Source organism: Parabacteroides sp. AM17-47 (genome assembly GCF_003434625.1).
Classification (GTDB): Bacteria; Bacteroidota; Bacteroidia; order Bacteroidales; family Tannerellaceae; genus Parabacteroides; species Parabacteroides distasonis.
On the sequence record NZ_QTLI01000010.1, the window covers coordinates 106,957 to 128,052 of the forward strand.

Genomic DNA, 21,096 nt, shown 5'->3' on the forward strand with positions numbered 1-21,096 from the left:
TTTCGCTTATTTTAAAATTTAACACTCACACCCATGGAAAGGGTTTTACTGTTTGGATAAGTCAAATGGTCTATACCTGCATTCACGTCGCTGCCTTTTGAGCTAACTTCAGGATCTACACCTTTATACTTCGTTAATGTCAACCAGTTCTGTGCGCTAACGAAGATACGAATACCGTTTAGCCAATTTTTGGTAGCCCACTTGTCACATGGCAGATTGTAAGCTAAACTGATGTTTTTTAGACGCAGATAGGAACCATTCTCGATAAAGCGGTCAGAGTATTTCAGTGAACCAACGGCATTGATCTTGGGATAGGCAGCATGACTGTTGTCTTGACCTTCTCGCCAACTCTCGTAGTATACTTTACGCTCAATATTCATGCCTTGGCCATAGCTGTAGTTTCGCATCTCACTCAAGTTAAACACGTCGTTACCTTGACTGCCTTGTAAAAAGAAGTTGAAGTCCCAGTTCTTATAGCGGATACCACAGTTCAAACCATATGTAAAATCAGGGAAAGGAGAACCTGCGATGTAACGGTCTTCCGTATCGGTGTACTGGCCATCTCCGTTCATATCCTCATAAGATAAAGAACCGTTCTCGTCTAAACCAGTGTCTTTGTAGACATAGAAAGCTCCTAATGGCTCACCTTCACGGATAATTGTGATGGAACCAGATCCATAGTTGCTATAAGTTGTGCCAAGGATATCTTTACCATCAGCTAATTCTTCGACGCGATTCTTATTATGAGCTATATTGAACTGTAAGGTTAAGCCAAAGTCCTTGTTTTGTACCACATCACCCTCGATCAATAATTCGACGCCTTGATTGCTTATACTACCGATGTTACGTACGGTGGACTTGTAACCGGATGATGAAGGAAGTGATACTGTATTCAGTAGATCCGTGGTTTTCTTATAATAGTAGTCTGCGGTAATACGTAGACGTTGTTTAAAGAATCCCAAATCCACGCCGGCATCCCATTGCGAGGTCGTCTCCCATTTCAGATCTTCTGGATAGGTACTGCTGGGTGAGTAGTAAGGTACGTTCTCGCTTCCAGTAGCAGTCTTGCCTGTGGTTAGTAGATTTTGTGTCATGTAGGGATCAATAGCTGTTGAGCCTGTCTTTCCATAGCCAACACGCAACTTCATGTTTGAAATACTTTCAAATTCTTTCATGAAAGGCTCTTCAGACACACGCCATGCCACAGCACCAGAAGGGAAATATCCCCATCTTGATCCTTCCGAATAGCGGCTTGATCCATCAGCACGGAAACTGGCTGTTACGAGGTAACGTCCTAATAAACTATAGTTGATACGCCCAAGATAAGACATCAAGACCCATTTGCTGTAGTTTGTACTTGGTGTGTTGGCTGTTCCTGCTGATGACAGGTTGTTCGTTTCTTGAACGTCACTCAAGAAAGTGTTGCCTGAGGCTGCGATCGATTTGTAAACATTTTGTTGGTAAGTAAAGCCGCCCATTACGTTAAAACTGTGGATGTTGTTTAACGAAAAATCGTAGGTCACGATATCTTCGTTAATGATGTTCGTACTACGCTTGTGGTTGACATCGGCAGTATTATTTTTGTAAATATACTTTTTGGTGGTGTAACCATCGTAGCGGGCATCAGATCCTTCCAATCCGAAACTGGTCCGTATGCTTAAGCCTTTAATCGGATTGAAGTTCAAGGCGGCGTTGATGTTGGTCAGATTTGTCACGGTTTTATAAGTGGACTCATAAGCCATACATAAAGGGTTCTTGATCTCATGGCTAGACCAGCTGTACCAAGAGCGTAGATCTTTATAATCTCCATTCTCATCATAAGGATAAAAGTTTGGTGAGGCGGAGTAAGCAGCACCAATCATAGATGAACCGCCATTACCACCTCCATCAGACTGGTTCATCTGGTTAATCATACTATAGCCCATACTGACGGAAGCGGTTATCATCTTGCTCATAGTCATATCCAAACTACTACGCAAATTGTACTTGTTATAATAACTGTTCGGGATCAAACCATCTTTAGTCATGGCAGAGCCACTGACAAAATATTTTAGGTCATCGGTACCTCCAGATACATTGATGTTATGATTCATAATGGGAGCATTTTGAAAGAACTCTTTTTGCCAGTCCATACCTTTCCCCATGGCGGTTATGTCAGCTTCACTAAAGGGAGCGGTTTCCAGTATCTCTGCGTTTACAAGGTATTCGTTATAAAAACGGGCCCACTCTTGGGCATCCATCAAATCCAGTTTCTTGATTTGCTTTTGGAATCCATATTCAAAATCGTATGAGACTTTCGCTTTTCCACTTTTCCCTTTCTTGGTCGTGATCATCACGACACCATTAGCACCACGTGAACCATAGATGGCAGTAGCGGATGCGTCTTTCAAAATTTCCATAGATTCAATATCATAGGTATTGATAGAGGCTGTGCTGGCAGGAATACCATCGATAATGTATAGGGGTGAGTTGTCACCTTTGATAGAGTTTACTCCACGTATCCTAATAGAATAGTCTCCGGAAGGATCACCTGTATTTTGGGAGAGTACTACGCCGGGAACTCTTCCTTGTAAAGCCTGTACTGGGTTGGCTACGGTAAAGGCTGTCAGCTCATCTGCCTTCACGCTACTCACAGAGCCGGTTAGGTCTTTCTTCTTCATTGTCCCATAACCAACTACCACTACCTCATCTAAAGATTCCACATCTTCTTTCAGGGTAATATTAAGTGTATGTTGGCCTTTGACTGCCACTTCTTGTGAATTATAACCGATATAACTGATTTGTAGAATGTCGTTTGGCTTTACTTGTAAACTGAACTTCCCATTTAAGTCTGTTACTACTCCATTCGTTGTTCCTTTTACCAATACATTGGCTCCAATTACAGGTTCACCCATTCCATCGAGGATGGTACCGGTTAACTGATAACTGCCTTGTTGCTGGCTGATAGGTGCTAATGAAGACTCTGCCCAAGCTTCCTTTGGCATAAAGGATAAAGATGCCATCAAGCAAAAGGCTCCCAGAATAGGGACTACATGTTTGCAATTTTTCATAAATCGTTTTAATTTTTAGCTATTACAAAGTACGACTATTCATGTGACAAGTAGATTACATTAGAGTTGCATAGTAAGAAAGATTTTGAATCTAAGCGCTTTTATATGGTTTTCTCTATATTAAATCTTGCTCATAAATAATCAATTTAACATACGTTTAAGGGCTTATTCTTAACGTTAACAAAGTAGCCGTGAGGGCTTTGAGCAATTGTTTACATGAATTGTTAGAGGGAGTACCTCTTGATCCTGAATTACAAGTGGGATACGTTGGCTTGGATCTCATAACACCGACGTTGTGTACCCATAAGTCCTTTCCTGAATAAAGTTCCCTCTGTCTCCTATGGGTAATATAAATTTTTAGGTTTAAAACAAAGTAAGCGTGAGACTTGTTTTCTATTCATCTGATTCGGGTGTCTGGAAATACCTTGCAAGGATGAATAAGTAAACAATATTCCCACGCTGTAAAGTTATGTATTGGCATAGCGAATGCTTGCCGTGTACATGCACTAACAGAATGAGCGCTACATTGTCTTCATCCTCCTTGCTTGAAATTTTCCAGACTTCGAACCAAGGATAAAGCAAAAAACGCTTTCTTTTTATTTTTCTGACCGCTCTTTAGCCAGACAACACAAATATACGTTTCTTTTTGAACAATGCAACGCTCTGTGAGAATATTTTTCAAATGTAAATATAATATTTAAGTGATATGGTAAAAAGACATAGCTAATTTGCAGTTGGCTGCATTGACCAAGTCTGTTAGCTGCATCGGCCAAATCAGTTAATTGAAATGACAAGGTTAGTAAACTTTGTTGGCCGATGCAGTTTACTTGTTATATTTTCATACCTTTGCTACTTATTTCATTCCTTTAGGATGTGAATATGAAAGAATAAGGTATATGGCAAGAGGAACAACTTCATATTACGGACGTAGATATACTATAGCGACACCTATGACCCATTTGTACATGCTTTGCGCTTGTATTTTTTGTTGGATCGTGGGGTATGTGGATTCGGTAGGTTATCCCGTGTATGGAGAGGTGACGGCTCCTCCTTTATGGAATGCCCTTTGTCTGGTTTTTCCGGGAAAGTTGTTTACCTATTTGATCGGTTTTTTGCTGATGGCCGGTGGTGCGTTTCTGGTGCATCGGGTAAACTATGCGTTGATGTTGATTCGTGAGAAGACATTGCTTCCCTTTCTCTTCTATGCCTTGTTGACAAGTACAAACCCGGATTTCTTTCCCTTGAAATCAACATCTGTCGGGGTGTTTTGTTTGATATTGGCCCTTTATCAGTTATTTACCTCTTATCATGACCCGGACGCTACGGATAAGGCTTATAACGCATCCTTGATTATCAGTATCGGAAGTCTGTTGTGGATACACATCCTTTGGTTCTTGCCGCTGTTTTGGCTGGGGATGTATAATTTCAGGACATTGAATATCCGGACCTTTGTCGCTTCCTTGTTCGGAATCTTGACGGTTTATTGGTTTGTTTTCGGATGGTGTGTCTGGGAATGGGATTTCACGGCATTTACCATACCTTTCACCTCCTTATTCAAGATCCGTTTCCTTGCGGTACTAGGGACGGGAATTATAGATTGGATACAGATTGTTTTAGTGGCGGGATTAACGATCATTGCCTCATTAAACATCGTTACACATGAGTATGAGGATAATTTGCGTACTCGTCAGTTTCTTTCTTTTCTGATTGTCATGGCCATTTGGTCGTTTGGATTGTTCTTTATCTATGAGCAGTCGTCCGAGGAATTTCTGGAAATGGCCTGTGTACCGGCGTCTATCTTGATCGCCCATTTTTTTACGGTGAACCGGGGGAAATATATCTTTTGGCTGTTCCATTTCTCGGTAGTTATGTTTATCGCATTATTAATGATACGTATATGGAATTTCTTATAGCCTACGGGTATATCGGGGTGTTTATCGCCTCTTTCTTAGCGGCCACGATCTTACCGTTTAGCAGCGAGGTCGTATTGACGGGTGTATTATTGGCGGGTTCGGCATATTGGCCTTGCATGATCGCTGCTACGCTTGGTAATTTCTTAGGTGGAATGAGCTGCTATTGGCTGGGGATGCTGGGAAAGGTAGAGTGGATCGAGAAATACCTCAAACTCGATCCGGTAAAACTACAGAAGGTGCAGGATTGGATCAAGGGAAAAGGCTCTTGGATGGGCTTCTTTGTTTTTCTTCCCGGTATCGGTGATTTTATCGCTGTCGCTCTAGGTTTCTTGCGGGCTAATATATGGGTCGTGGCGATCTCCATGTTCTTAGGAAAAGCGATCCGTTATTGGGTTTGGATGGAGTTTGTTTATAAGGTACAGTCCATGTTTTGATAACCCGAGACCTGTATCTTGCACGAAATCATTTCAAGCGTAATTGTCCCCTTTTCCGTGAACTTGATGGCGTTATCGATAAAATTCGTGATAGAATTACAAGGATTTTTGTATATGAATTCTGCAAGCTTGGAAGTCTTTTTTGTTCGGAAGGAACTCATTCCAGCGTGTAAGTGTTTGCCGGGAGAAGACCGTCAATGAGAAAACCAGCATAGAGGTAAAGGCGATACTGGTCGTGATAGCGGAACCTACGACCCCGTAAGACGGGATGAGTAAAAAGCCGGAGATTAATAAGGCAATAAGCCCTACGCACGAGCTTGCCGTACTGTACCGGATCTTTCCGCTGCCGATGAAATAATGGCTGATGATGCTGTTGCAGCCTAACGCTACGATTCCGATCGATAATCCGCCTATCACTTTACGTATGCCTTTGAACTCGGCGCTGAAAAGATAATCCGTATATATCCATTCCGGTACCAATAGGATACATCCCATCACGAGGGCTAAAGCGCAAAAGGTCAATTTGAAAAGCTGTAAGGTAATACGTTTTTGTTCCGTTGCCTCTGAGGTCTTGGCCACGCTACTGTATTCGATGAAACTTACGCTGCGACTAATATTCCATACACTCTCGGAGATCTTGGTCCCAGCATCTAGCAAGCCTACGCTTCCCAACCCGGCGAAACGTTGTATCAAGAAATAATTGAGTCGGGTAGTACAGGTTTCCGCCAACCCGTCCGCACCGGCCCACAGGCCGTAGGCAAACATTTCTTTTAATAGACCGTAGAGTGATTTGCCGGAAGACCGGGATGTCTCCTTTAAGAAATAAGGAACAAGCATCGATAGGCTGGCAATAAAGGCTATGCCGTTCGTGACATATAATCCCCAGACATACGACCGTACGTCCGGGCGCTTCAATATATAATAGAAATAGAGTAAGACGAAAAATAGCAGTCCTCCTTGCAATATAAACGTGAGATTAAACCCTTTGATATTGTCTTTACCCAACAAGAAGCGGGCATTGGCGTTTACCGTAGAGCTCAAGATCGCCAACAAGAAGATATCCAGCCGATAGCCGGTGGGTAAAAGCCCGGTAAGATACATGAAGCCGCAAGCTAGGGAAGAGCCGATAGGTGTCCACAGATATGCGGGAAGGAAAATTGTCCGCATGGAGTAACGGTTCATGAAATAGACAATCGTATTCCCGCATAAAATCCCGTTGACGATTACCGCTATATTTACCGAGGCCACGATCAACCCGATCATCCCCACGCCCTCGATTCCCAGTACCTTTGCGTTGATGAAGATCAGCGCTAGGTTAAGGAAGGCTATCAGATAACGCGAGCCTATTGTCCCCAGTATCTTTTTTAACATAAGCTATAGTTGTAATCCATTCAGTAACCTTACATAGGTATCGATCGCTTCCCGGATCTCCGGTCCCTTGATGTATTCGTCCGCGGAATGGGAACGTGCCGAGTTTCCCGGCCCTATCTTTACGGAGGGGAAACGCATCAAGGCTTGGTCGCTAAGCGTAGGAGAGCCGAAAGGCTCTTTTCCCATCAAGATCGCCCGTCGCACAAAAGGATGATCCAGATCCGTGCGGGTGGAGCTAAGGCGGAAGCTGCGGGCCTTGATCTCACAATGAACCTTTTCCTTGATTAGCTCGAATAACTGTTCGTTCGTATAAAATTCGTTGGTGCGAATATCTACTGTGAATTCGCATTTATCGGGAACGACATTGTGTTGCGTACCGGCATGGATGATGGTGACAGTCATTTTCACCGGTCCGAGGAAGTCGCTTTTCTCCGGGAATTGATAGGTGCTGAACCATTCTATATCCTTCATCGCTAAAGTGATGGCATTGATGCCCTCATTACGTGCGGCATGTCCGGCCTTTCCGATAGCGGTGCAATCCAGTACCATTAACCCTTTCTCGGCTACGGCGGGTTGCATACCCGTGGGTTCACCTACGACAGCGAAGGAGATAGGAGGAAGCTCGGCCAATGCGCTTTCAATGCCATTCTTCCCGGATACCTCTTCCTCACAAGACGCGAGGAAGATTAGATTATAAGGTTGCTCTTTCTCGCTTAAGATGCAGAAGGCTTCATAGAGGGAGACTACGCTCGCCCCGGCATCGTTACTGCCCAGTCCATATAATTGATCATCCTCGGTCTCTTCGGGAGTGAACGGGTCTTTGGTCCAACCGGAAGCGGGCTTGACGGTGTCTATATGGGAGTTGAGTAAAAGGGTCGGTTTACCGAAATCGAAATCCGGGGCGATGATCCACAGGTTGTTGCCTTTGCGGAACACCTTTTGTCCGGCCTTTTGCCATTCTGCTTGCAGGAAATCCGCTACGGCGGTCTCGTCCCGGCTGAAAGACGGACGGGAGATCATGCCTTTTAATAAATCAATCGCTTCGTAATATCTTTCCATATTATAATAAATTATTTACGGTGCATCTGTCTTTCTCCAGTTGGGCTTTCAATTCTTCTAAGGAATCGAATTTGATGTCTCTGCGTACGTATTGAACGAATGAGACACGAATGCTATCATTGTAGATATCTCCGGAGAAATCCAGAATATTGACCTCCATGGATATGTCCTTCCCATTATTGAGTGTCGGACGGTCACCGATATAAAGCATTCCCTTATATCGTTCGCCTTCCACCTCCACCCATACGGCATATACGCCAATACCCGGAATGACTTTAAAAGGCTCATCTACCCGTATATTCGCCGTGGGAAATCCTAGCGTGCGTCCTACTTTATAGCCGCTGACGATATGGCCCAGCAATTGATAGGGATAGGTCAGTAAATAAGCGGCTTCCGCTACATTTCCGGCTTGAAGTAATTTCCGGATCTCGGAAGAGCTGACGGCCGTATTCCCTTCGTCATAGGGAGATGCCTTCAGCACCTCGATACCACATTCGGTGCCATAAACGACATATTGCTCGAAGCCATCCGTCCGATCGTGCCCGAAACGATGGTCATATCCGATCAATAAGGTCTTTACATGCAGGCTCTTCGCTAAAATAGAGGTAATGAATTCCTTGGCCGAGAGCCGGGATAGCTCGATCGTAAAATCCAATACGATGCAATAATCTACTCCGGTAGTCTCTAATTGCTGTAACTTTTCCTCGAAAGAATTTAATAGCTTCGGTTGGTAATCCGCATGCAATACGGCCCGGGGATGTTCCGGGAAGGTGATTACGGCCGATGGCAGGTTACGTGCTTTGGCTATCTCTTTCATCTCGTCGATTAAAAAACGGTGTCCTAGATGCACACCATCGAAAAATCCGATCGTAGCTACCAGTTCCTTTCCTTTCAGTCTGTCAAAATCTCTTACAACAATCATTGCGCCTTATTCATTTCTATTCCAATCGAAAGACAAATGTACGGGATAATTTTTAATAATCATGTTCTTATATATAGATACTTTACGTGTATGTTTACTGCAACCCGCGTTGCAGCAGAATTAGATACAGGTTGGTTTGGTTCGTTCTCGGGAAATATCTATATTTGCTAAGTATGAAAACGAAAACTCTACTCTGTATTATAATGATCCTGTCTTGGGGAATGTTGGGATCCGGACTAGCGGCGGAAGATATTCTTTTCAACCGTCTGGGAGTACAGGACGGTCTGTCTTCCAATGAGATCACTTGTATCCTGAAAGACCGGAAGGGGTTTATGTGGTTGGGTACCACTTCTGGGGTGAACCGTTTTGATGGGTATGAGTTTAAGCATTATAAATACAAGGAAAGCGGGTTGCCTTTTAGGGAGGAGCATGTCTCCGAGCTTCAAGAAACCGCCGATGGGCGTATTTGGATTACCTATAATACGGACCAACTTTGCGTATATGAGCCCGGTAATGACCGTTTTATTCCGGAGAAGGAAATATTAGATAGCTTACGTCTAGAGAATCCTCCCGCTAAGATATTTGTCGACAATGATAAACAACTCTATTTCGCTACCTATACGAATGAATTTTGCCGTTATGATCAAGCGAGGGGAAAGATTTATTCGTATCCGCTAAATAAAGAGGATGGCCGGGTTTGTGATATGAGTGACGTGGGCGATCGTCTATATGTAGTCCATACCTCGGGAGTGGTAGAGGGGATCGATAAGGCATCCGGAGAACCTGTCTATCGGGATGAGTATCTGACTCAATATGCGAATGCCCAGTTATTCTATGTGTTCGCCGATAGTGACGGGGATCTGTGGTTTTTCTTAAATCCCGGATATAGTAGAGGTCTCTTTCGCCTAAATCCCAAAAGCAAGGAGTGGAAACATTATACGACCGAAACCCCGGTCGCTTTATCCTCTATAATGGTGCGTGACGTGGCGGAGGATATGAACGGTAATATCTGGATCGCTACCGATCATGGCGGTATCAATATCTTGGATAAACGTCTGGACCGGATGCGTTATATACGAAATAACCCGTTTAACCAAACGAGTTTGAGCCAGAATAGCGTGATCTGCTTGTATCGGGATGATACGGGGATTATGTGGGCCGGCACTTATAAAAACGGCATCAACTATTATCATGAGAGCATTTTTAAATTCCAGACTATCCGGTACCCTTTGGAGTTGATGCGGGATATCTTTAACAATGACTTTAATTGTATCGTAGAAGATAAAGAAGGGGATCTGTGGATCGGTACTAGCGGAAACGGCCTATTACGTTACGATCGGGAAACCGGGGAGTATGTCCGCTACCGGGCGGGGCGGGAAAGCGAGAACGCTATCTCCGGCGATGTCGTGATTAGTATGGCGAAAGATTTGGATGGCAAGTTATGGCTGGGTACTTATATGGAGGGGTTGACCGGTTTTGACGGGAAACGTTTCAAGCATTATCGGGATATCCCGGGCAGTAAGGACGGCTTATCCAATAATAGCGTGTATAGTTTGTATGTCGATGCCAAGAATCGTTTGTGGATCGGTACGTTGGAAGGCGGCCTGGATTGCTTGGATCAATCTACCGGGAAATGGACGTATTATCGCATGGGGGATAAGGAGAATGCGATTAACTCGGATATCGTATATAGCCTTTCCGGGGATGAGAAGGGGAATATTGTCGTTGGAACTTCTTTAGGAGTGAACTGGATCAACCCGGAGACGGGGGCTGTTACTTCTTTTAACGGCACGAAGGATGGACGTTCCGTGTTTGAGGATCAAATCATCAATGTCGTATTTTGTGATAGCCGTCAATGGGTATGGATCGGGAGTAATCATGGGCTACATATATATGATAGGTTGAATGATAAGATGTATCGGTTGAACCATTCTTCCGGATTACCGGATAACAGCATCATGTCTATTCTGGAGGATAAATATCATACGGTTTGGGTGGGAACGAAGAACGGCTTATTGAATATCGTTCCGAATCGGGATACGGATAATAATTATACGTTCGATTGGAATAGCTATGATGAGAATGAGGGCGTTCAAGGACGTGTGTTTAACGTGAATAGCGCTTGCGGACTGGAAACGGGTGAGTTGGCGTTTGGCGGGACAAACGGTCTTACCTTCGTTGATCCTGCCCGGATACGTTATAATAGCTATGCTCCACCGGCGGTGATAACCGGACTTATGGTGAATAATGTCCCGATAACGGCGAGAGAGGCGTATGACGGGCATGTGATTTTGGATAAAGATATCACCTGTACCAAGCAATTGAAACTGAATTATACGGAACGTAATTTCTCCTTTACCATCTCTTCTTGTTGCTATTTCCTTCCTTTGAAGAATAAATATGCTTTTAAGATGGAGGGCTTCGACTCGGAATGGACTACCGTAAGCGCCTTGGAACGTCGTATTACCTATACGAACTTGAACCCGGGAACTTACACTTTCAAGGTAAAGGCGATGAATAACGACCGGATTTGGAGCAAGGAGATCACGAGCTTGCAGATCACGATCTTGCCTCCGTTCTGGGCTACCGGATGGGCAATAGCGTTGTATATCATAGCTGGTATATTATTGGCGTATGGCGTGATACGTTTTATTTTCCGTATCCAGCAAAAGAAGTTGGAGGAGGAGCAAGAACGGGCTACTGTGCGTCAGCAGCATGAGGTGGACGAGATGAAGCTTCGTTTCTTTACGAACGTAAGCCATGAGTTCCGTACGCCGCTAACATTGATCATGACTCCTTTGGAGAAGTTGATGAAAACGGAGAAAGACTTGGAATCCCAGCAAATATTGAAGTTGATCTACCGGAACGCCGACCGGTTGCTTAAATTGGTGAACCAGTTATTGGATTTCCGCAAGATCGATATGCAAGGGGATAGCTTGGTCTTGTCTACCGGCGATATTGTCCCGTTCGTGCGTGACGTGGCTTATTCCTTCAAGGAGCTTTCGGAGCAAAAGCGGATTCATTTCTCTTTCTCCTCGGTCTTCACGTCTCTCCCGATGAAGTTTGACACGGATAAGGTCTTCAAGATCGTCTCTAATCTACTGAGTAACGCTTTTAAGTTTACGCCGGAGGGAGGTACTATCTCGGTGACGCTTAGCTTGCGGTTGGAGAAGGAGGGAGAGAACAAACTGGTTATCGAGGTGTCGGATAGCGGTATCGGTATTCCTGCGGATAAACAAGGAGCTATCTTCGATCGCTTTTATCAGGTGTCTTCCCCGGATAAGGGAAATCCCGTGGTAGGTACGGGTATCGGCCTGCACCTATGCCGGGAATTCGTGCGGATGCATCATGGGACGATAACCGTGAAAAGCGAGCCGGGAGCGGGTAGTACGTTTACGGTTACGCTGCCGGTGATCCCCTTGGATAACCAAGATATTATCTCGGCTCCGGAAGGAATTGCCGAAGGGGATATCTTGCCTCCGGTTGAGGAGCATGCGGAGATCGCCGATAAGGATGCGTCTCCGGCGGGAAGACCTACGTTGCTGGTCGTAGACGATAACACGGATTTCCGGGAATTTATGAAGTTAAGCTTGAGTGGCGTTTATTCGGTACTCACGGCGGCGGATGGAGAAGATGCGTGGAAACTCATTCCGGAGGAGCTGCCGGATATGGTGATCAGCGACGTGATGATGCCTATCACCGACGGTATCACCTTATGCCGCCGGATCAAGGGAGACATCCGGACTTCCCACATCCCGGTGATCCTACTGACGGCAAAGTCCGCTAAAGATAGCCAACTGGTCGGTCTGGAAGCCGGTGCGGATGATTATATCAGTAAGCCATTCAATATGGAGATGCTTCTCTTGAAGGTGCGGCATTTGATCGAGATGAAGAAGAAGATGCAAAAGGCCTTTATGCAGTCCTCTACCATGGGCATCGCCTTGACGGAGGTACAAGCTAGCTCCATGGATGAGGAGTTGATGCGTAAGGCCATCGCCTATATCGAGGAGCAGATCGCCAATCCGGAGTTGTCTGTAGAACGGTTGAGCCGGGAGATGGGCATGAGTCGTGTGAACTTCTACAAGAAATGCCTTTCCATCACGGGTAAGACTCCGGTGGAGTTGATCCGTACGGTGCGCTTGAAGCGTGCGGCGCAGTTATTGGAGAAGAGCCAGATGCGGGTCAATGAGGTCGCGCTGGAGTGCGGTTTCAATGATGTGAAGTTATTCCGGAAGTATTTTAAGGATGAGTTCGGAAGGCTTCCCTCTGACTATCATAAATAAACTTCTTCTAAATAAATGCCACGTAATTAGGGGATATAACAAAATATCCCCTTAAAATAAACATTCTTCCCCTACCTTTTTACGGTTCTCCCCGTAACCCAAAACATTTATGGCTTCCTGTCCGCCGCAAACCCTTTAATTTTGCCAACGAATGAAGAACCATTTTTCTTGTATGGAAAAACCTGTTCGGACTCATTGCTGATCGGAAATAATTAAAGAATCTATAGAATATGAAACAACACATCGCGGTATTCACGTTAGGGCTTTCCCTGCTGACTTCCTGCATGACTGATTCCGCTTACCGGAAGGTCGAGAATGGCTTGGTCGCCGATATCCGTTCCGGACAGGCGAAGGCTGTTAAATTGGAAGTAATCTCTGATGATATTATCCGGGTAATCGCCTCTCCGGATGGTAAGTTTTCCAACCAAGTGAACTTGATCAAGGACACGAAATCGTTGCCCGCCCCATCGTTTCAGATAACGACCTCGGGGGATACGATCATCGTAAGTACGCAAACCACACAGGCCCGTCTTTCACGGGAGACCGGAGAGGTTCGCTTTACCGACGCCAACGGACACACGATCCTTCGTGAGAAGACAAACGGAGGCAAGGAATTTACGCCGATCGAGGTGGAAGGAACCAAAGGCTATACCTTACGTCAGGTATTTGAGAGTGAGGACGAGGAAGGGCTTTACGGCCTAGGACAGCATCAGAGCGATGAGTTCAACTATAAAGGCAAGAACGAGGAGCTTTTCCAATATAACACGAAGGTGAGCGTGCCGTTTATCGTTTCCTCAAAAGGGTATGGTGTACTTTGGCATAACTATTCCTTGAGCCGTTTCGGCGACAAGCGTCCATACGCCGATTTGGGCGATGTCTTTGGTCTATACGGAAAAGACGGGAGGGCAGGGGCGTTGACCGCTACCTACTATACGGATAAGGCGAAGAATTCCGTTTTAATCCAGCGGGATGAAGATAAGGTAGATTATGAGAATCTGAAAACCATCAAGAACCTGCCGGCAGACTTCCCGAAGCCGAGCGCTTCCGCTACTTGGGAGGGTGAGATCGAGGCGAAAGAGACGGGTACTTATCATTTCAAACTACATTACGCCGGTTATACCAAGGTATTTGTGAATAACGAGGAGATCATCCCGGAACGTTGGCGTGCGGCATGGAACCCGAATGATTACAAGGCTACGGCCGATCTGGAAAAGGGCAAACGTTATCCGATCCGTATCGAATGGTTGCCGGATGGAGATGTATCTTATATCGGCTTGAAGGTATTATCTCCGCTACCGGAGGAGGAGCGGGAGCGGTTGGCTTTCTGGTCGGAAATGGGGGATGATATCGATTACTACTTCATCAACGGAGAGTCTTCCATGGATAAGGTGATCAGCGGTTACCGCACGGTTACGGGCAAGAGCCAGATCATGCCGAAATGGGCGATGGGATTCTGGTTGAGCCGTGAGCGTTATAAGACGCAAGAGGAGCTATTGACCGCCTTGAACGAATACCGCCGGCGGCAGGTTCCCTTGGATGTGATCGTACAGGATTGGAGCTATTGGCCGGTAGACGCATGGGGTAGCCACGAGTTTGATAAGGAACGCTTCCCGGACCCGAAAGGCATGATTCAGGAAATCCACGATAAGGATGCCCGTATCATGATCTCCGTATGGCCGAAGTTCTATTATACGACAGAGCATTATAAAGAGTTGGACGCACTGGGTGCTATGTATCAGCAGGCGATTAAGGATAGTATCTGCGACTGGATTTATCCGGGTTATATCGGTTCTTTCTATGACGCGTACAACCCGGAAGCCCGCAAGCTTTTCTGGGAACAGATGAACGAGCATCTGTATTCCTTGGGCATCGACGCTTGGTGGATGGACGCTTCCGAGCCGAACGTACAGGATAATACGGATATCGAGTATCGCAAGGCGCTTTGCGGACCGACTTATCTGGGCCCGTCCACGAAATACTTCAACGCTTACGCTTTGGCTAACGCCGAGGCGATCTACGACGGACAACGTAGCGTAAACCCGGATGACCGTGTATTCCTATTGACCCGTTCCGGTTTCGCCGGCCAGCAACGTTATTCTACCGCTACATGGAGTGGCGATATCGGTACTCGCTGGGAGGATATGAAAGCGCAGATCAGCGCCGGCTTGAACTTCGCCATGTCCGGTATCCCTTACTGGACGATGGATATAGGTGGCTTCAGCGTGGAGAACCGTTATATGGCCGCTAAGGAAGGTAGCGAGGATTTGAGGGAATGGAGGGAGTTGAACAACCGTTGGTATCAGTTCGGAGCTTTCTGTCCGTTGTTCCGTAGCCACGGGCAATATCCTTGCCGCGAGATCTATAATATCGCTCCGGAAGGATCGCCTACGTACCAATCGATGAAGTATTATACCGAGTTGCGCTATCAATTGATGCCGTATATCTATAGCTTGGCCTCCAAGACGCATTTTGAGGATTATACGATCATGCGTGCCTTGGTGATGGATTATTCGGACGATGAGAAGACTTACGATATAGACGACCAGTTTATGTTTGGCCCGGCCTTCATGGCATGCCCGGTGTATGAGTATAAGGCTCGCGACCGTGAGGTGTACTTCCCGGCCGGCATTTGGTACGATTTCTACAACGGCAAGCGTATACAAGGCGGAACGACAATGGACGTGGATGCTCCTTACGAGCATATGCCTTTGTTCGTGAGAGCCGGCTCTATCGTACCGACCGGAAAGGTAATCCAGTCTACGAAAGAGGAACAGAAAGACTTAATCGTCTCTGTTTACGCCGGTGCCGACGGTTCCTTCACCTTATATGAGGATAATGGCGTGACCTACGATTACGAGAAAGGAAATTACGCTACCATCCCGTTTGTTTATGATGATGCGAGGCGAACGCTCACGATCGGCGCACGGGAGGGCGACTATCCGGGCATGATCCGCGAGCGTCAGATCACGGTACGTCTCATCACGCCGGAGAACCCCGCTGGCAAGGACGTGACAATATCTTACCAAGGTAAACCTCTAGTTGTAGAGACGGGGCGTGCCCCGTCTCAACCCCTCTAAATGGTAACTTTAAATAATACCCATCAGTCTGTGCTAAGACGGGGCACGCCCCGTCTCTACAACTGGGTAGTATCAATTAAACTATATAATCACTAATGATACCACTGATGAATCGGCCACTTGCGTGGCTTCTGGGCCTATTGCTCACCGCCTGTTCCCCCACCGGGGAGCAGGTGCGTGAACGTAGCCCATGGAATGACGATTGGAAATTTGCCTTGTCGGATAGCGTTCAGGATTATTCATCCCCGGACAGCGATGATTCCACTTGGCGTATCTTATCTTTACCGCATGATTGGAGTATCGAGGGGGATTTCTCCCTCGATAACCCGTCTACCCCGGGCGGCGGCGCGCTACCGGGCGGGATTGGTTGGTATCGAAAGACATTTACCCTTCCGGAGACGGATCGGGGTAAGGTTGTTTATGTTGATTTCGACGGGGTTTACCGGAATAGCGAGGTCTGGATCAATGGTCATTCGCTGGGATTCCGTCCGAATGGTTATGTATCGTTTCGTTATGACTTGACGCCTTATTTGAGGTATGGAAGCCAACCGAACGTGATTGTCGTGAAGGCGGATAATAGCGAGCAACCGAATTCCCGCTGGTATTCAGGCTCCGGTATCTACCGTAACGTATGGTTAGTAAAGGTGAATCCGGTACATGTGGACAACTGGGGTACTTTCGTGCATGACATGAGGATCTCGCCGGAGGAGGCTACCTTCTCGTTGGAGGTGAGAATAAGGAATAGCTCGGAGGCGGATAGGGATGCCGAAATCTCTACCTCTATTTACGATGACCGTAACAGAGTTGTTACGGCACCCGTAACAACTCTATTACGGGTACCGTATACGCCCTGTTACGACGCCCGTATGCGGGAGGCATCTGTCGATCATCAGTTCTCGATCCCAAATCCCAAGCTTTGGAGTCCCGATTCTCCCTCGCTCTACACGGCCGTCACGGAAGTGAAAGTGGCTGGTAAGGTGGTAGATCGTTACGAGACGGTATTCGGCCTTCGCTCGTTCCGTTGGGATTCCGCTACCGGCTTTTATTTGAATGATAAGCCTTTGAAGATAAAAGGGGTTTGCCTGCATCATGATTTAGGCTGTCTGGGTGCCGCCGTGAATACACGGGCTATCGAGCGCCAGCTACAGATCATGAAGGAGATGGGTGTGAACGCGATCCGTACCAGCCATAACGCCCCGGCACCCGAGTTGCTGGATCTTTGCGATCGTATGGGCCTTCTGGTACAGGATGAGTCTTTCGATATGTGGGAACGCCGTAAGTCCCCATACGATTACGCCCGGTATTTCGCGGAGTGGCACGAGCGGGATTTGACGGACGAGATCTTGCGTGACCGGAATCACGCCTCTGTTTTCATGTGGAGTATAGGCAATGAGGTACTTGAGCAATGGAGTCATGCCGACGCTACCGAGCTGGATCTGCAAGCGGCGAACCTGATCTTGAATGCCGGCCATGCCATCGATCCCGCTTTGCTGAAGGATACGACCCTTAGCCGTCAATCCTTGATCACCCGTCATCTGGCGGCTATCGTGAAACGGCTAGATACCTCCCGGGTCGTTACCGCCGGCTGTAACGAGGTAAACCCTGCGAATCATCTGTTCCGCTCGGATGCCTTGGATGTGCTGGGCTTCAACTACCATGAGCGATATTTCGAGCCGTTCCTCCGGAATTTCCCCGGAAAGAAACTGATCGTGAGCGAATCTACCTCGGCCTTGATGACCCGTGGCTATTATGAGATGCCGTCTGATCATATTTATATCCGTCCGGAATCGTGGGACAAGCCTTTCGAGGCTCCCGAGCATGTTTGCTCCTCTTATGATAATTGCCATGTACCTTGGGGCTCTACGCACGAGAAGACTTGGCATCTGGTGAAGACGCTTCCGCATGTATCCGGCCTGTTCGTCTGGACGGGTTTCGATTACTTGGGAGAGCCTACCCCCTATTGGTGGCCCAGCCGGAGCAGCTTCTTCGGTATCGTGGATCTGGCGGGTTTCCCGAAGGATGTATATTATATGTATAAAAGCGAGTGGACGGATGAACCCGTATTGCACATTTTCCCGCATTGGAACTGGAAAGAAGGCGAACCGGTGGATATCTGGGCCTATTATAACAATGCCGATGAGGTGGAACTATACCTAAACGGAAAGAGCCTAGGCGTACGACAAAAAACGGACAGTACCTATCATGTCTCTTGGCGTATGCCTTTTACGCCCGGAACCTTGAGAGCCGTCTCCCGCTTAGGGGGTAAGGAGGTCTTGGTGAAAGAGATCCATACGGCAGGAGAGCCGGCCCGTTTGGTCTTGACACCGGATCGTAGCGTCATCCAAGCGGATGGCTCGGACCTATCGTTTGTAACCGTAGATGTATGCGATATCGATGGTAACCGGGTTCCCGACGCTACTCCATTGATCCGTTTCTTCGTGGAGGGCCCGGGTGAGATCGCCGGAACGGATAACGGAGATCCGAACGATCCGAACAGCCTCCGTAAACCGAAACGGCAAGCTTACTATGGAAAAGCCTTGGTCGTGATCCGGAACAAGGGCGGACAAGGCGACATCCACTTAAAAGCCATAGCCGAGGGCTTACCCGAGGCGACGGTAACGATTCAAGCGCAATAATAAACCTATAAATAAAAAGGAAATGAAAAAGATAATAGGCGTGATCGCTTGCGGGCTATTCTTGAACGCGGCTGCCGCGAGCTCGCAGGTCACGGATAAAGAGAAGGTACAAATGGAGAAACGTATCGAGAAACTGATTAAGAAGATGACCTTGGAGGAAAAGGTCGGATTATTGCATGGTAACTCAAAATTCTATGTTGCCGGAGTAGAGCGTCTGGGGATTCCCGAGTGGAGCTTGAGCGACGGGCCTCACGGGGTACGTGCGGAGATCAATCGCCACGACTGGGCATATGCGGGTTGGACAAATGATTCCGCCTCTTATTTCCCGACCGGCACGGCTTTCGCCGCCGCTTGGAATCCGGAGTTGGCTTACCGTCGGGGCGAGGTGCTGGGCGAGGAGGCTCGTTGGCGTAAGAAGGACGTATTGCTGGGCCCGGGCGTGAATATCATTCGCTCCCCGCTTTGTGGCCGTAACTTCGAGTATATGAGCGAGGACCCTTATATGAACTCCGTATTGGCGGTCGCTTATATCAAGGGTTTGCAGAGCCGTGACGTGGCTTGCAGCGTAAAGCATTTCGCCGTGAATAACCAAGAGACAAACCGTACGACTGTCGATGTGGAATGTAGCGAGCGTGCCTTGCGTGAGATTTATTTACCCGCTTTCAAGGCGGCCGTACAGGAGGGAGGCGCCTTGACGGTAATGGCCGCTTATAATAAATTCCGTGGGGAGTTCTGCGCGGAGAATAACTACTTGGTTCGCAAGATCCTTCGGAATGAATGGGGATTCGATGGCGTATATGTAACCGACTGGGGAGCTGCCCATAGCACGGTTCCTTCTATGGAGGCCGGCTTGGATCTGGAGATGGGCACGCTGATCGATAAATATGAGGATTGGTATTATGCCAACCCCTTGATCGAGGCTGTTAAATCTGGTAAGATTCCAATGAGCTTGGTGGACGAGAAGGTGGGCGATGTCTTACGTGTGATGATCAAGACGAATGTCTTGGACCCGAAAAAGCGTTTCGGCCCCGGCTCCATGAATACGAAAGAGCATCAGCAAGCCACTTACGACGCGGCTGCCGAAGCCATTGTCTTATTGAAGAACCAGAATAATCTTCTCCCGTTGGATTTCTCCTCGATCAAGAGTCTGGCGGTAATTGGCGATAACGCTACCCGCAAACATTCCAATGGTGGCTTGAGTTCCGAGATCAAGGCGGTTTACGAGGTAACTCCATTAGAGGCGCTTCGTGCGAAATGGGGCGATAAGGTGGATATCCGTTTTGCCCAAGGTTATGAGAAGTTATCTACTTTCGTGGAGGGTAGCAATAATGGGCAAAGCTCTGGTACTTTCTCTTCCAAGACACAGGAAAGCGACGCGTTATTGAAAGAGGCGGTAGAGGTTGCCCGCACGAGTGACGTGGCCCTTTTGGTTTGTGGTTTAAACCATGATTATGATACCGAGTCGTTCGACCGTCTGAATATGGATATCCCATACGGGCAGGTTGAGTTGATTCAAGAGGTGGTAAAGGCGAATCCTCGTACGATCGTGGTCATGATCGCCGGATCGCCGTTGAATATGGCCGCCGTAGATATTTGTTCCCCGGCTATCGTTTGGGCTTGGTTCAACGGCATGGAAGGAGGAAATGCCTTGGTGGACGTATTATCCGGCAAGGTGAATCCGAGCGGTAAGATGCCGTTCACCACTCCCGTGAGCTTGGATCAATCTCCGGCGCATGCGTTGGGCAACTTCCCCGGCAGGGATCTGAAAGTGAATTATGAGGAAGATATCTTGGTAGGTTACCGCTGGTTCGATACGAAGGGGCTTCCGGTCGTTTATCCGTTCGGTTACGGCTTATCCTATACGACATTCAACTATTCCAATCTGAATACGGATAAAAAGACGTATGATCAAGCGGACACGATCCAAGCGACTTTCACCCTAACCAATACCGGAGACCGTGAAGGAGCTGAGGTGGCCCAATTGTATGTAAGCGATCCGGTTTGCTCCGTGATGCGTCCGGTCAAGGAGTTAAAAGGCTTCAAGAAGGTATTCCTTAAACCCGGTGAGAGTCGGCGAATCACGTTGGACATCCCCGTATCCTCTTTAGCTTTCTATAGTGAGGCACAAAGCCAATTCGTCGTAGAACCCGGCGAGTTCATCCTCCAACTAGGAGCCTCCGCCTCAGATATCAAGCAGAGAATCAGCGTGGAGGTGAAATAACTACCCAGTTGTAGAGACGGGGCACGCCCCGTCTCTACAAATAGATATTGAAAAATAACCGCTAGGACATTTTTCGTTACATTTCCTTGAACAAGAGCGCATCTATAGAGTTATATCCATATAATAACAA

General features: G+C 47.2%; 10 protein-coding genes. 6 read left to right on the forward strand and 4 right to left on the reverse strand.

Annotated features, from left to right (window positions below):
• Positions 1 to 11 precede the first annotated feature (11 nt).
• Positions 12 to 3,050 (reverse strand): TonB-dependent receptor, encoded by a 3,039-nt coding sequence (locus DW205_RS09940; protein ID WP_005863583.1) that lies wholly within the window; start codon positions 3,048 to 3,050, stop codon positions 12 to 14.
• 896 nt (positions 3,051 to 3,946) lie between these two features.
• Here DW205_RS09940 and DW205_RS09945 point away from each other — a divergent pair.
• Both DW205_RS09945 and DW205_RS09950 read left to right on the forward strand, forming a co-directional pair.
• Positions 3,947 to 4,963, forward strand: a complete 1,017-nt coding sequence (locus tag DW205_RS09945) for a hypothetical protein (RefSeq protein ID WP_005863581.1) — start codon at positions 3,947 to 3,949, stop codon at positions 4,961 to 4,963.
• Entirely contained in the window at positions 4,948 to 5,397 is a 450-nt protein-coding gene (locus DW205_RS09950) for a YqaA family protein (RefSeq protein WP_005863579.1), read from the forward strand. The genes DW205_RS09945 and DW205_RS09950 overlap by 16 nt, the downstream gene beginning before the upstream one ends.
• Positions 5,398 to 5,493: 96 nt before the next feature.
• Here the strand turns inward: DW205_RS09950 and DW205_RS09955 are convergent, their stop codons facing one another.
• The 3 genes from DW205_RS09955 to ribF are packed head-to-tail and all read right to left on the reverse strand — an operon-like array spanning position 5,494 to position 8,749.
• A complete protein-coding gene (locus DW205_RS09955) occupies positions 5,494 to 6,768 on the reverse strand; it encodes a lipopolysaccharide biosynthesis protein (RefSeq protein ID WP_005863577.1) in 1,275 nt (424 codons plus the stop codon).
• 3 nt (positions 6,769 to 6,771) lie between these two features.
• The gene (locus tag DW205_RS09960; RefSeq protein ID WP_005860216.1) at positions 6,772 to 7,827 is read right to left on the reverse strand and encodes a M20 family metallo-hydrolase; all 1,056 of its coding nucleotides are present in this window, start codon (positions 7,825 to 7,827) and stop codon (positions 6,772 to 6,774) included.
• A gap of 1 nt (position 7,828) precedes the next feature.
• A complete protein-coding gene (gene ribF / locus DW205_RS09965; RefSeq protein ID WP_005863575.1) occupies positions 7,829 to 8,749 on the reverse strand; it encodes a riboflavin biosynthesis protein RibF in 921 nt (306 codons plus the stop codon).
• Between the two features lie 203 nt (positions 8,750 to 8,952).
• Here ribF and DW205_RS09970 point away from each other — a divergent pair, with 203 nt between their 5' ends.
• The 4 genes from DW205_RS09970 (at position 8,953) to DW205_RS09985 (ending at position 20,966) form a co-directional block, all read left to right on the forward strand.
• Positions 8,953 to 13,032: a two-component regulator propeller domain-containing protein gene (locus DW205_RS09970; protein WP_005863573.1), complete on the forward strand. Its 4,080-nt coding sequence runs from the start codon at positions 8,953 to 8,955 to the stop codon at positions 13,030 to 13,032.
• 230 nt (positions 13,033 to 13,262) lie between these two features.
• Complete coding sequence (locus tag DW205_RS09975) at positions 13,263 to 16,109, forward strand: TIM-barrel domain-containing protein (protein WP_005863571.1); 2,847 nt, start codon at positions 13,263 to 13,265, stop codon at positions 16,107 to 16,109.
• A 107-nt stretch (positions 16,110 to 16,216) separates the two neighbouring features.
• Positions 16,217 to 18,745 (forward strand): sugar-binding domain-containing protein, encoded by a 2,529-nt coding sequence (locus tag DW205_RS09980; protein WP_005863570.1) that lies wholly within the window; start codon positions 16,217 to 16,219, stop codon positions 18,743 to 18,745.
• A 22-nt stretch (positions 18,746 to 18,767) separates the two neighbouring features.
• Positions 18,768 to 20,966: a glycoside hydrolase family 3 C-terminal domain-containing protein gene (locus DW205_RS09985; RefSeq protein ID WP_005863568.1), complete on the forward strand. Its 2,199-nt coding sequence runs from the start codon at positions 18,768 to 18,770 to the stop codon at positions 20,964 to 20,966.
• Positions 20,967 to 21,096 lie beyond the last annotated feature (130 nt).